Source organism: Bacillus sp. m3-13 (genome assembly GCF_000175075.1).
In the GTDB taxonomy this organism is placed as follows: Bacteria; Bacillota; Bacilli; order Bacillales; family Bacillaceae_I; genus Sutcliffiella_A; species Sutcliffiella_A horikoshii_C.
Genome location: NZ_ACPC01000020.1, coordinates 14,436 through 27,130, shown reverse-complemented (window position 1 = coordinate 27,130; position 12,695 = coordinate 14,436). Strand labels below are relative to the sequence as shown.

General features: G+C 40.3%; 13 protein-coding genes and 2 pseudogenes. 5 read left to right on the top strand and 10 right to left on the bottom strand.

Annotated features, from left to right (window positions below; genetic code table 11):
• Positions 1–55: 55 nt before the first annotated feature.
• Positions 56–895 (bottom strand): alpha/beta fold hydrolase, encoded by an 840-nt coding sequence (locus M313_RS0113910; RefSeq protein WP_010196431.1) that lies wholly within the window; start codon positions 893–895, stop codon positions 56–58.
• Between the two features lie 165 nt (positions 896–1,060).
• On the opposite strand from M313_RS0113910, the gene M313_RS0113905 reads away from it, so the two are divergent.
• Together M313_RS0113905 and M313_RS0113900 are read left to right on the top strand one after the other, a co-directional pair.
• Complete coding sequence (locus M313_RS0113905; RefSeq protein ID WP_010196429.1) at positions 1,061–1,561, top strand: Lrp/AsnC family transcriptional regulator; 501 nt, start codon at positions 1,061–1,063, stop codon at positions 1,559–1,561.
• Positions 1,558–2,718: an aminotransferase gene (locus M313_RS0113900; RefSeq protein ID WP_010196427.1), complete on the top strand. Its 1,161-nt coding sequence runs from the start codon at positions 1,558–1,560 to the stop codon at positions 2,716–2,718. Before M313_RS0113905 ends, M313_RS0113900 begins: the two co-directional genes overlap by 4 nt.
• A 123-nt stretch (positions 2,719–2,841) precedes the next feature.
• Here the strand turns inward: M313_RS0113900 and M313_RS0113895 are convergent, their stop codons facing one another.
• A complete protein-coding gene (locus tag M313_RS0113895; RefSeq protein ID WP_010196424.1) occupies positions 2,842–3,204 on the bottom strand; it encodes a helix-turn-helix domain-containing protein in 363 nt (120 codons plus the stop codon).
• Between the two features lie 288 nt (positions 3,205–3,492).
• Between M313_RS0113895 and yugI the strand changes: the two genes are divergently transcribed.
• Complete coding sequence (yugI, locus tag M313_RS0113890) at positions 3,493–3,900, top strand: S1 domain-containing post-transcriptional regulator GSP13 (protein ID WP_010196422.1); 408 nt, start codon at positions 3,493–3,495, stop codon at positions 3,898–3,900.
• A 648-nt stretch (positions 3,901–4,548) separates the two neighbouring features.
• Here the strand turns inward: yugI and M313_RS0113880 are convergent.
• Positions 4,549–4,782, bottom strand: a complete 234-nt coding sequence (locus M313_RS0113880) for a DUF378 domain-containing protein (RefSeq protein WP_010196416.1) — start codon at positions 4,780–4,782, stop codon at positions 4,549–4,551.
• 183 nt (positions 4,783–4,965) lie between these two features.
• On the opposite strand from M313_RS0113880, the gene M313_RS0113875 reads away from it, so the two are divergent.
• On the top strand, positions 4,966–6,129 hold the full coding sequence (locus M313_RS0113875) for an iron-containing alcohol dehydrogenase (protein ID WP_010196412.1): 1,164 nt from the start codon (positions 4,966–4,968) through the stop codon (positions 6,127–6,129).
• 46 nt (positions 6,130–6,175) lie between these two features.
• Here M313_RS0113875 and mnhG read toward each other — a convergent pair whose 3' ends face one another.
• The 7 genes and pseudogenes from mnhG to M313_RS23645 form a co-directional block, all read right to left on the bottom strand.
• Entirely contained in the window at positions 6,176–6,568 is a 393-nt protein-coding gene (mnhG, locus tag M313_RS0113870; protein WP_010196411.1) for a monovalent cation/H(+) antiporter subunit G, read from the bottom strand.
• Positions 6,552–6,850, bottom strand: a pseudogene (locus M313_RS23650) (Na(+)/H(+) antiporter subunit F1). Before M313_RS23650 ends, mnhG begins: the two are co-directional and overlap by 17 nt.
• The gene (locus M313_RS0113860) at positions 6,850–7,326 is read right to left on the bottom strand and encodes a Na+/H+ antiporter subunit E (RefSeq protein WP_010196403.1); all 477 of its coding nucleotides are present in this window, start codon (positions 7,324–7,326) and stop codon (positions 6,850–6,852) included. Before M313_RS0113860 ends, M313_RS23650 begins: the two are co-directional and overlap by 1 nt.
• Before the next feature lie 6 nt (positions 7,327–7,332).
• A complete protein-coding gene (locus tag M313_RS0113855; protein ID WP_010196400.1) occupies positions 7,333–8,814 on the bottom strand; it encodes a Na+/H+ antiporter subunit D in 1,482 nt (493 codons plus the stop codon).
• Positions 8,807–9,148, bottom strand: coding sequence for a Na(+)/H(+) antiporter subunit C (locus tag M313_RS0113850; RefSeq protein ID WP_010196397.1), 342 nt, complete (start codon positions 9,146–9,148; stop codon positions 8,807–8,809). Before M313_RS0113850 ends, M313_RS0113855 begins: the two co-directional genes overlap by 8 nt.
• Complete coding sequence (locus M313_RS0113845) at positions 9,148–9,570, bottom strand: Na(+)/H(+) antiporter subunit B (protein WP_010196395.1); 423 nt, start codon at positions 9,568–9,570, stop codon at positions 9,148–9,150. Before M313_RS0113845 ends, M313_RS0113850 begins: the two co-directional genes overlap by 1 nt.
• Positions 9,557–11,970: pseudogene (locus M313_RS23645) on the bottom strand (Na+/H+ antiporter subunit A). Before M313_RS23645 ends, M313_RS0113845 begins: the two are co-directional and overlap by 14 nt.
• Before the next feature lie 339 nt (positions 11,971–12,309).
• Here M313_RS23645 and M313_RS0113835 point away from each other — a divergent pair.
• Positions 12,310–12,558: a hypothetical protein gene (locus M313_RS0113835; protein ID WP_010196393.1), complete on the top strand. Its 249-nt coding sequence runs from the start codon at positions 12,310–12,312 to the stop codon at positions 12,556–12,558.
• Positions 12,559–12,695: the final 137 nt, after the last annotated feature.

Sequence of the window (12,695 nt, the reverse complement as noted above, 5' to 3'; positions counted from 1 at the left end):
AAAGTTAGCTTCGTCATAAAAAGGAGAAAAGCCATTGAGAGCTTTTCTCCTTTTTTTATGGTGAAGTTTGCAGAAAATCCAGAATGTTATCATGCACATCTTGCGGCTTTTCCTCCGGTAGAAGATGTCCCGTTTTTTTATAGGTGATCAACCTTGAATTTGGCAAATCTCTATGGAGTCTCTTACCGACCTCTAGAGGAACAACTTTATCTTCTTCCCCCCAAATCAAAAGACTCGGTGTTTCAATCGTCCTTAAAATCTCTGCAGCAAGATCACCTTCACGATCTCGAATCATCCTAGTCAAGGCAACGAATATTTGATCATCATAAAACGGCTCCGTGTATCCGGCAATCATCTCATCATCAATTAAAGAGTGATCGTATACCACGTTCAATAAATTCTGGATAGGGCCTTGTCTTGCCAGCCAATATTTCAACCAAACATAGAAGTATGGAATTCGAGATGAGTAAATGATGGAACGGCTCATCCTTTTTAAATAACCAGAACTGCACAAAAGGACGACTTTTTCTACGAGTTCGGGTTTTTGCTTGCTGATATTTAAGGAAATCTGTCCACCCATTGAATGACCTATTAAAACAGTGCGGCTTATTCCCAGCTTTTCAAGAAGGGCAATCACCACTTTCGCCATATTTTCATAAGAATAAACAAAATTTTTGGATTTCCCACTTTTACCAAATGGCGGGAGGTCAATGGCGAGTACGGTATATTCTTTTGTCAGCAGTGGAATCAAGCGACGAAAACTGAACGAGGAAGAAAGAAACCCATGAATAAGGACAAGTGTCGGTTTATGAATAAAGGGAGAGTTAGAGTCATGGTGAAATTCATAAAACACATTGATTCCTGCAATACTGGTCGTAAATTGATTGGTTTGCATCTCTTTCCCTCCTGAGTTTGAATAGTTATAGGTATTTTATCCTCTCTTTGCTATTTCAAACCTGTGTATTTTTTTGAATGTGTTCTGTAAAATAATCGTAATACATTAAGGCGGAATATTTGCTATAATGAGTCAATGTTTATTTGAAGGAGATGGGATGAGCGTATGCAATTAACAGAAAAAGAATTAGATTTGCTGCAGATTATTGAAGAAAACGGAAGAATGAATATAGATGTACTTTCCAAAATGGTTGAACTGACCGAAGTGGAAACGGAAAATATGCTGCAAAGGTTGGAGGAAAAACGCATCATCGTTGAATATGGAGCGGTGATTGATTGGCGCAAAGTCGACAATTTTGAAGGTGTGACCGCAATGATTGATGTGAAGGTGACACCAAAGCGTGAAGTAGGTTTCGATGAGATAGCTAAAAATATTTATCGGTTCCCTGAAGTAAAATCTGTATATTTAATGTCGGGAGCGTATGACTTATCAGTCGTAATTGAAGGGAAATCTCTCTCTCAGGTTGCAAATTTTGTATCTGAAAAGCTTTCCACCCTGGACTCGGTAATCTCTACGACCACCCATTTTATTTTAAAGAAATATAAGCATGATGGAACCATCTTTGATCAGGGAGAAGATGATCGCCGAATTGTGGTGTCCCCATGAGAAACAGAGTAGCTCAACATGTACAACAGCTTCAGCCTTCTGGAATTCGCCGTTTCTTTGATTTAGCTGCGAATATGGAAGGTGTTATCTCCTTAGGGGTGGGCGAACCGGACTTCGTAACATCATGGGGAGTGAGGGAAGCTTGCATTGCTTCTTTACATAATGGTCATACATCTTATACAGCAAATGCAGGGTTGCTGGAATTAAGAAAAGAAATTAGCCGTTACTTAGTCGAGCAATTTGAAGTAGAGTATAGACCTGAAACCGACGTGATTGTCACAGTGGGGGCAAGCCAGGCGTTGGATCTCTCCATCCGTGCAATTGTGGACCCGGGTGATGAAGTGATAGTGATTGAACCGTGCTTCGTTTCCTATGCTCCCCTTATTGAACTGGTTGGTGGTACTGCTGTTAAAGTGGGAGCAGATACACAGAGAGGGTTTAGCATCGACTTTGATGTATTGGAAAGCGCCATTACAGAGAGAACGAAAGCGATACTTCTGTGTTTTCCAAATAACCCGACTGGTACCATGCTTTCAAAGGAAGAACTCATCCAAGTGAGTCGTCTTGTAGAAAAACATGACTTGTTGGTTTTGTCGGATGAAATTTATGCAGAGCTAAGTTTTGACGAGAAGTTTACAAGCTTTGCCACTCTTTCTGGAATGAAGGAAAGAACCATCCTGATTTCTGGTTTTTCAAAAGGATTTGCTATGACGGGTTGGCGCTTGGGTTTTGTAGCCGGCCCGACGGACATTATAGAAGCAATGCTGAAAATCCATCAGTATGCCATGATGTGCGCTTCTACCATGGCACAGTATGGTGCGATTGAAGCGTTAAAGAATGGCCGTCAAGATATTGAAGCAATGAAAAAAAGCTATCGCAGAAGACGGAATTATTTTGTGGCTTCACTTAACGAGATAGGGCTGGACTGTCATAATCCTGGAGGAGCTTTTTATGCTTTTCCTTCTGTAAAAGAGACCGGACTTAGCTCACAAGAATTCGCAGAAAGATTATTGTTAGAGGAAAAGGTGGCGGTCGTACCCGGCAATGTGTTCGGAGAAAGTGGAGAAGGATATGTTAGATGCTCCTACGCTTCGTCATTGGAACAATTACAGGAAGCGATAAAAAGGATGGAGCGATTTGTAAAACAATTTCAATAGAACAAAAAAGGGACCAAATCCAACGTGGATTTGGTCCTAACAAAAGGGGGAATACTAGAAAGCCTTGATGGTATAAGTATTCCCATGATTTTTATTTTTAAAACCTGATTTTTAGAAAATTCTTTATTGAGTGCTATATTTTTTTTCGTACAATATTTGCATTACATTTAAGAAGTCTTCATCTGTGTAATCTTTAGCTTTCCTGAGAATTAACTTGGCTCTTTTAATCCCTACTTCTTTAATCAATTCCTCCAGTTCAGGATCTAGACCTGTAGAATTCTTGGAAGTAAAGGACTCTAACAGTTCGGAAGCAGGTACATCTAAAACCGTTGAAATCTTAAGAATGGTTTGCATGTCAGGTGTTTGCAGGCCGGCTTCATATTTTTCAATGGTGCCGGTTCCGACACGGATCTTCAAAGCAAGCTCGGCTGCGGTCATTTTTGCCCGTTCCCGATAAAAGCGGATGTTTTCCCCAATATTTCTCATTTCGATTACCTCCAATGTAAGCAATTTCTTACTTTTATCATACCATGTTTAATCTAGAGAAAGTTTGAACATATTATTACTCTTTCTTTATTAGTTTATATAGTTTTAAAGTAATTCATGAACATAAGGTTATTTTCTAAATTCAGAGGATATTAGCAACAAAATGCACAAATAATAAAAGGACTCCAAGTAAGCAAGAAAAGTATTTTTGATTAAATATCAAATTTGTGGTATAATCTTTTATTGCGTTCAATGTGTATAAAAATTAAATTATTTAGGAGTGTTTTCATGTCTGATAAATTCGAAATTGGAAGTGTATTAACTGGGAAAGTAACGGGTATTCAACCTTACGGAGCGTTCGTTGCGCTTGACGAAGAAACTCAAGGTCTTGTTCATATTTCTGAAATTACGCACGGTTATGTGAAAGATGTAAACGAACATTTGAAAATGGGCGATGAGGTTCAAGTAAAGGTTCTTTCTGTTGACGAAAAGTCTAACAAAATCAGCTTGTCCATCAAAGCTACTCAAGAAGCTCCTGCTGAAGCTCCAGCAGCTGCACCAAGAAAGCCTAAGAAGCGTCAAGCTACTGTAGTGAAAAACCACACAGAAGCGGCTCCTGGCGGTTTCAACACGCTTAAAGACAAACTAGAAGAGTGGATCGAGCAATCCAACCGTAACGACCTAATCAAGAAGTAATCTTGATTAAGTGAGAGAGACATCCTGTGAGGGGTGTCTTTTTTTTATTATTAACAGGAGGTAGGTAATATACGGTTGATCTCCGTTCCAGGCGCTTCCCTTGCCTGCAGGCGGTCCGTGAGCCTCCTCGGCTTTCGCCTGTGGGGTCTCACCTGTCCCTTCCTCCCGCGGGCGTCTGCGCGCCTTCCACTCCAATCAACAAGGTGACTTCTTTCACCTTTTCACCTTAGTCTTTATCAAAAGGCGTCTAACCGAGTTACCTGAAAAAGCATTAACAATTCTTAACGTAATTTCTAGCTGTGTATTGGAGCAAATGGCGTAGACTCCAGCGGGGGAGTAACGGTAGGTTGAGACCCCGCAACGAAGTGAGGAGGCTCAAGCACCGTCCCGCGGAAAGCGCAGCCATTTGCGGAAAGAAACAGTGGTGAATAATCAAACAACTATCGGTTATTCTTGTAATGTCCAATTCTTTCGTTTTCCGAATTATCACAATAACCCATAAAAAAGTCACAATCAAAGCCGAATAAGTTACACTGCCTAGCAAATTAGTTACAATCAACCTCCGAAAAGTAACAACCCACTCACCTGCGCCACATTTTTTCTAAAAAAAGAAAACCGCCTCTGCTTAAGAGGCGGTTTTTTTGTGGTTTATCGAGTTGTTCTTGGCTCGATTTCTCTTTCGTGCTGCTCAGATGGGACGAAAAGAAGTCCAAGGTTGATTAGCCCGGCGATTCCAACCAGACCGTATATGATACGGGATAAGGCTGCGCTTTGGCCGCCAAAAATAGCTGCTACAAGATCGAATTGGAAGAAACCAATCAATCCCCAGTTAATAGCTCCGACAATAGTCAGTACTAGTGCGATACGTTGAATAGTACTCATAACATTCCCTCCTTGAGAATATAAGTGCTTTCCTCCATATATTTTGTAACTGGCCAGAAATTATTCATTTATAAATTTTTTTTGTAGAAGCATGATAAAAGTGAGCAGTCTCATCCGTGAAGCTAATTCTTTGCATGCAAGGAAGAAATAATCCATAATCATGGCAAAAGGGAGGTAATAGTAATGGATAATTTTACTTTTTATAATCCAACAAAACTAATATTCGGTAAAGGGCAATTAGAAACGCTGCCACAGGAAATGGAAGCTTACGGTAAGAACGTTCTCCTTGTTTATGGTGGTGGAAGTATTAAGAGAAGCGGGCTTTATGATGATGTGATTAACACTTTACATAAAGCAGGGGCAACGGTTACGGAGCTTGCTGGGGTGGAACCTAACCCGAGATTATCTACAGTTAGAAAAGGTGTCGAGCTTTGTAAAGAAAATCAAATTGACTTCCTTTTGGCTGTTGGTGGAGGCAGTGTAATTGATTGTACCAAAGCAATCGCTGCAGGTGCCAAATATGATGGTGACGTTTGGGATATTGTACTTAAAAAGCAAATTGCAACAGAGGCTCTGCCATTTGGAACGGTATTGACACTTGCTGCAACTGGATCTGAAATGAATGCAGGATCTGTTATTACAAATTGGGAAACGAATGAAAAATACGGTTGGGGCAGTCCTGTGACGTTTCCGAAATTCTCCATTCTAGACCCGGTCAACACCTTTACTGTGCCAAAAGATCACACGGTTTACGGGATTGTAGATATGATGTCACATGTGTTAGAGCAGTATTTCCATCAGACAACAAACACCCCGCTACAAGATCGTATGTGCGAGGCTGTTCTAACGACTGTGATGGAAACGGCTCCCAAGCTTTTAGAAGACCTGGAGAGCTATGAACACCGCGAGACGATTCTTTACAATGGTACAATCGCGCTTAACGGTATGCTGCAGATGGGGTATCGTGGCGACTGGGCGACTCATGGCATTGAGCATGCTGTTTCTGCCATCTATGACATCCCGCATGCGGGTGGATTGGCTATCTTGTTCCCGAATTGGATGGAACATGTCATGGGTGCAAACTTAAGTCGATTCAAACAGCTCGCTGTTAGAGTGTTTGGCGTTCAAGATAATGGTTCAACAGACGAGGAAATAGCACTTGAGGGTATTCGCAGACTTCGTGAATTTTGGTCAAGCCTTGGCGCTCCTACACGTTTAGCTGACTATGATATTGATGATAAAAATATTGATAAAATGGCTGACCATGTAATGTCACAAGGAACTGTAGGGAATTTTAAATCACTTTCACATGAAGATGTCACTTCCATTTTGAAAGCATCTTTATAAAATTAAAAAGCAGGCAGAACCGGATACGGTTTTGCCTGCTTTTTGTTTATGCCTCAGTATGGACCTTTTGTCTTTTTTCTACTTCCTTCTTTGTTTTAGGTCGCTCTTTTGTCTTTAAATCGTCCTGAACTGTCTCTCCCCAAAGAGGAACGTCTGTGTAATAGGCTGCTCTTGAGATGAGATGCCCTGCCACAGGAGCTGTAATAAAGACAAACACTATTCCAAGTACCAATCGTGCACTAAAATAATTGTCTGCAAACCAGAAATATAGTAAAGCACCAACTAGAATCAATAAGACACCAAGCGTGGCGCTCTTGGAGGCTGCGTGACTGCGTGTATAGACATCCGGTAGTCTAATCAACCCAATGGTCGTTACTAAGCTAAGAAGAGAGCCTAGCAGTACGACAATGCCAATGAAAATGTTAATTGTCTCTGTCATACTCAATTATCTCTCCTTTTTTGCAGAAATTTAGAAAACGCGACGGTGCCTACAAAAGCAATGACCCCTAATAAAAGGATTACTTCTAAGAAGGCATCTGTTCTTTAACATGATAGAGGTGATGGCTGTGATGGCAATTAGGTTGATTCCTATAGAATCTAACGCCATTACACGGTCCGGTATGGAAGGACCCTTGATAACTCGATACACAAGTCCTAAAGTTGCGATGGAAATGATAATTAAGCTGATGGATAGCAATAAGTCAAACGTGCTTTCAATCATTAACGGGTCACCTCCATGATAGCTTTTTCAAAGGTGTTTTTTATCTCTGCTACTGCCTGATCTGCATCTGGGATATTCATGGCATGAATATAGAGAATCTTATTATCATCAGAAATATCCATTACCAATGTACCAGGAGTTAAAGTTATTAACAGAGAAAGCAACGTGATTTCCCATTCACTTTTCAGCTCTGTCGGCATCGCGAAAATTCCCGGTTCAATTTTTAGTTTAGGTCGCAGAATATCACGAATTACTTGTACATTTGCAAGAACAAGTTCCCGTAAAAACAGGAAAAATAGTCTTCCAGCTGCCAGCACCCGGTCAAAATAAAACCTCCCGGGAAGAAACCTTCTCATTAAAAATAAGATAACAAGGCCCCAAAAGTATCCAATGATGAAGTCTGGGAAGGCCCATTGGTTTTTAAGAAACATCCAACTGAATGCAATAACTACATTTATCAAAATTTGAAAAGCCATGCGAAACTACTCCTTTAAAACTGCTTGGATATAGATGGATGGATCCATCAATGTTTCTGCCGCCTCAAAAACGTATGGATATACGAATTCTGCTCCTAGACCAAGGAAAGCAGAGAGTGCGATTAAAATGACTGAAGGATAAACAAGGCCCTTGGTTGTACCTTTTTCTTCTTTTGGACTTAATACTTCTTCCCTAAAGAAACAGTTCATGAATATCTTCATTACGGAATACAATACCAGCAAACTACTGAAAAGCATGACTCCTACGAAGATATAATGTTCCTGTTCTAAACCGCCTTGAGCTAGTAGGATTTTTCCAACAAATCCGCTTAGAGGAGGAATGCCGGCAAGCGCCAGGCATGCGGTGAAGAACATCCATCCTAATAGGGGATGACGTTTAATCATTCCACCCATTTTGTTTATATTATCCGTCCCTGTTATGGTAAACATCGCTCCTGCCAATAAAAACAGGGCGCCTTTTATGACCATATCATGAACAAGATAATAAATCCCTCCTGCATAACCTGTTTCAGTAGCAATGGCGATTCCGTAAATGATGACTCCCACTGCGGTAACAATATTATAAATCAATATTTTTTTAACATCCCAGTATGCGATTGCTCCGATAGCACCAATTAAAATGGTGATGATGGCTAAAGCTGCAATAATTTGATGAGTAATTTGCGGCTCGTGATAAAAAATCAACGTGAATATTCTATAGATGGAATACACACCGACTTTTGTTAACAAAGCACCAAAAATAGCAGTAATGGCATATGGTGGCGCCTGATAGGATCCAGGCAGCCAAAAGTATAAAGGGAAAATTCCACCTTTTAATCCGAATACGATTAAGAAAAGAATGGCCACTACTGTCACAATATCCGTTTGACCGGACTGTGCAATCTTACTCGACACATCTGCCATATTCAGTGTCCCTACTAATCCGTATAAATACGCTAGGGCTATTACGAATAAGGCAGAGGAGATAATGTTGACTAAAAGATACTTGATAGACTCTCTAAGTTGAATTCTAGTTCCACCTAATACTATCAAAGCATAGGAGGACATTAGCATTACCTCAAAGAATACGAACAGGTTAAACAGGTCGCCTGTAAGAAATGCTCCCATAACCCCTGTAATCAAAAATTGTGTAAAGGCATAGAAGAAAAACTTTTCTCTTTCCTTGCCGATATTACGAAAAGAAAAGAGGACGCAAGTGAAACTAACAATCACTCCAGTTAATACAAGGAGTGCGGCAAACATGTCTGCTACGAGCACGATGCCAAACGGCGGCCTCCAACTTCCTATTTCCAATGTTTGAATGCCATTAAGATATACAGTATGGACAAGAACCATTGCTGCAATGGTTGTAGCTGTTAACGAAATGACGCTGATCACTTTTTGAAGCCTCACCTTTTTAGGTATGAGCAATAATAGTGTTGCGGTGATTAAAGGGATCAGTATCGGTAATATAACTAAGTTATTCATGATTTTCATTTCCCCTTAATTGATCCATATCATCTGTTTTTAGTTCTTGGTAAGCTCGATAGGCAAGAACTAATATAAAGGAAGTGACACCGAATGCAATAACGATTGCCGTCAAGATTAAAGCTTGTGGCAATGGGTCGGTATAAGCATCTGCTTCTTGGCCAAGTAAAGGTGCAGCCCCTCTTTTTAATCCCCCCATGGTTAATAACAACAAATGGGCTCCGTGGGATAATAGTGCTGTTCCTATAATAATTCGTAAAATGCTTCGGGATAACATTAGATAAGTAGCGGTTGCAACAAGTATACCCGCCACGATTGTCATAATAATCTCCATTATTCACTCTCTCCAATCGTTTGAATAATGGTCATTGCAATCCCTACCACTACTAAATAAACACCCAAATCAAACGGTAAAGTAGAAGTTAGTGCAGTTTCCCCGAGTAAGGGCAACTCCACATAACCAAAGGTATGGGTTAGAAAAGGTACATCAAAGAAAAGAGCAATGACCCCTGTAATGATGGATATCATTAATCCCACTGCTGCAATCGATAGATAATTGAATGGGAGAGCTTTTTGTATCGTTTTTTTATCAAAAGCAAGTAAAAGCAATACGAGAGCAGCGGATGTCATCAACCCACCGATAAATCCTCCGCCTGGAGTGTAGTGTCCGGCAAAGAAAAGATAGACCGAGAAGATTAAGATGATAAACGTTAAAAGGGTAGTGGTGGTTTGTAAGATTAAATCATTTACTTTCACCTTTTACTCCTCCCTTCTTATCTGCAAGTCTTAGCTTAATCATAGCGTAAATACCGAAGGCAGCTATGGTAAGTACCGCAATTTCAAATAATGTATCAAAGCCACGGAAGTCAACCAGTATTACGTTTACCATGTTTTTTCCGCCAGCCTCTTTATAGGATGCAGCTTCAAAATAACTTGAAATTGATTCAAACAGTTTTGAACTGTTAACGGAAAGTCCGATAAAGATGACAACAAGACCAACACCTATGGAAATGATGAAATTCGTCACTTTAAAGCGAAGTCTGTCCACCTTTTTTGATAGCTCTGGCAGGTGATAGAAACACAATAAGAACAGCGCGACGGAAACTGTTTCGACAATAAGTTGGGTCAATGCCAAATCCGGTGCTCTAAACAATACAAAGAACAGGGAAATGGAATAACCGACTGCACCAAGAGCAATGATAGCTGCTAGTCTAGATCTTACAAATAGAATGGTTACAGCTGAAATAACCATCACAAGTGCTAAAATCACTTCATAGATCCCCGCAGGCGCCACATTAGTTAGATTCACATTAAATGCATCGGTGGAGAATAGAAGAACTCCTAGCAACACGATCATGAACCCGAAAATCAAGACAAGGTAGTCACGGATAAACCCTGTCATGTGAAATCTTGTGAATGCGGATGAACCCCTATCCAACGCCACTAACCCACCATCATACAATTTGTTAAGTGTGAGCCTTTGTGGGAACCAGTCGTAGATTTTTCCCCATTTCGCAACTGTAAGATAGAGAAGAACACCTACAAGAATTACTCCAATCGTCATAAACAACTCTGTATTAAAGCCGTGCCAATGATAAATTTTCACTTCCACAGATAGAACATTTGATGGAAGAATAGAATATAGTGCAGGCTCGATGACCCCTTTTTAACAGCATTGGGAAGAAACCGAAAATAACAACTAATGAAGCCAAGATAATTGGCGGGATAAGCATGCCAATTGGTGCCTCATGCGGTTTTTTATTCCAGCTTCTCAGGCTGGTATTTCCCTGTAAAGGTTTTGAAAACTAGAACCATGCTATAGATAAATGTGAATACACTTGCAATCCAGGCGAGCACTGGGAAAATCATACCGAGCGTTTCCATATTCCAAGCACCTATCTCTGTTGCTTGCAACATTCCGGTAAAGAACATCTCTTTACTCAAGAATCCGTTAAAAGGAGGCAAGCCAGCCATCGAGAAGGCCCCGATTATAGCCAGAGTAAAAGTAATAGGCATCAAATTCATTAATCCGCCTAGCTTTCGTATATCACGAGTCCCGGTTTCGTGATCGACAATCCCGACAACCATGAACAAGCTTCCTTTAAAGGTTGCGTGATTGATTAAATGGAATACCGCTGCAAGGGTTGCAATCGTATAAGCATTTTCCCCAATGTAGTCATAATGTGCAGCTGCACTCCCAATACCCAGCAAGGACATAATCAATCCTAGTTGACTGACAGTTGAGAAAGCCAATATTGCTTTCAAATCCGTTTGTTTAACGGCAGAAAATGATCCCCAGAATAAGGTCACAATACCGAATCCAGATACAAGCCAGAACCATTCCGGAGCACCTGCAAAGACAGGACTCATACGAGCTACAAGATAGATACCCGCTTTAACCATGGTAGCGGAATGTAAGTAGGCACTGACAGGTGTCGGTGCTTCCATTGCGTCTGGCAACCAAATATGAAATGGGAATTGGGCTGATTTTGTGAAGGCACCAAGCAAAAATAAAAGAAGTGCCGGTACAAATAGTTCATGACTGGTGATAACATCCACATTCGCGATGTTTTCTCGAATGCTGAACGACCCAGTCATTAAATATAAGAGGATGATTCCAGCGAGCATGGCCAGTCCGCCAAACACTGTAATCAGCATAGACTTCTGTGCACCATAGCGGGATTTTTCGCGATGGTACCAATAACTGATTAACAGGAAGGAAGAAATACTAGTCAATTCCCAGAAGGAATACATAACAAGTAGATTGTCCGAAAGAACAACCCCTAGCATTGCACCCATAAACATGAGTAGGTATACATAAAAAGTATTTAACGCTTCTTTTTCTTTAGATAGATAATAAATGGAGTAAAGAACGACCAAGGCACCGATACCTGTAATTAGCAAGGCAAAGAGCAGTCCAAGGCCATCTAAGTAAACAGCGAAATCTATCCCGATGGAAGGAATCCACTTCATGGTGCTTGTGTATGTTTCCCCGTTCATGGTGGTGCTTAAGAATTGGAGAAAGTAAATGAACAAAACGAGTGGTAATACAAATACAAACCACCCAGTATGTATGCTTTTGAAATACTTATGCGCAAAAGGCACAAGAATCGCCAACAAGAAAGGCGATAAAATCACTAAATGAATCAGTGACAAGACACAAACCTCCTCTGTTTCTTCTATAAATAATAGTATTCCCTTCTGAACATAAGAAAACAACGCCAAATACCATTTTTCTCTAAGATAGTGTCACTCTATCCGTTTGGTACCTGCCTTGTTACGTGTAAAAAGGAATTATTATTTGTAAAGAAAAATTACTAAATCAAATTATATACTAAATCATAACCGCTTGCATCCTTACTGTTTGTTAGTATGGACCGATTTTGTCCTGCATATTAAATATGATAGAAACTAGTCAAAACAGGTCTAAATTTTTTTTTCCAATTGCATAAAATGTCGATATTTTAGCCATCCTAGTCATAGGTGGTGGTAGATATGGTGAAAAGAAAAGCAGCTGTTGCACTATCCATATTTTCTACTTTATTTGCTGGTGCATGGTGGTTGAGTGTTGAGCAAAAAAGGGATTATGTGGACCAGTATTACAATGGAGATCCTTCTATTGTACTTATTGGATCTAATCAACAGGGAAGCTCGAATGTCATCCAACCATTTAAGCCACGGGAATACATCCGAATTGTCGTGGCGAAAAAGGGAAATGAAGAAGTCGAAGTCGAACCGACTTAATGGTGAAGACAAAGCGAAAAAGGAGAGCGGTTATACACTATGTATAGCCGTTTTCTTGTGAGAGTAAGCGATGGAAAAGAAATATTTTATATGTATCCGCTTACAGCACAGGGGAATCCTTGAATTATCGGACAGTA

Coding starts and splice junctions, on each gene's coding strand:
- M313_RS0113880 (WP_010196416.1), bottom strand. CDS start 4,782: ATGAGTACTATTCAACGTATCGCACTAGTACTGACTATTGTCGGAGCT.
- M313_RS0113910 (WP_010196431.1), bottom strand. CDS start 895: ATGCAAACCAATCAATTTACGACCAGTATTGCAGGAATCAATGTGTTT.
- M313_RS0113860 (WP_010196403.1), bottom strand. CDS start 7,326: ATGGCTTTTCAAATTTTGATAAATGTAGTTATTGCATTCAGTTGGATG.
- M313_RS0113905 (WP_010196429.1), top strand. CDS start 1,061: ATGCAATTAACAGAAAAAGAATTAGATTTGCTGCAGATTATTGAAGAA.
- mnhG (WP_010196411.1), bottom strand. CDS start 6,568: ATGACAGAGACAATTAACATTTTCATTGGCATTGTCGTACTGCTAGGC.
- M313_RS0113850 (WP_010196397.1), bottom strand. CDS start 9,148: ATGGAGATTATTATGACAATCGTGGCGGGTATACTTGTTGCAACCGCT.
- M313_RS0113895 (WP_010196424.1), bottom strand. CDS start 3,204: ATGAGAAATATTGGGGAAAACATCCGCTTTTATCGGGAACGGGCAAAA.
- M313_RS0113875 (WP_010196412.1), top strand. CDS start 4,966: ATGGATAATTTTACTTTTTATAATCCAACAAAACTAATATTCGGTAAA.
- M313_RS0113835 (WP_010196393.1), top strand. CDS start 12,310: ATGGTGAAAAGAAAAGCAGCTGTTGCACTATCCATATTTTCTACTTTA.
- M313_RS0113900 (WP_010196427.1), top strand. CDS start 1,558: ATGAGAAACAGAGTAGCTCAACATGTACAACAGCTTCAGCCTTCTGGA.
- M313_RS0113855 (WP_010196400.1), bottom strand. CDS start 8,814: ATGAATAACTTAGTTATATTACCGATACTGATCCCTTTAATCACCGCA.
- yugI (WP_010196422.1), top strand. CDS start 3,493: ATGTCTGATAAATTCGAAATTGGAAGTGTATTAACTGGGAAAGTAACG.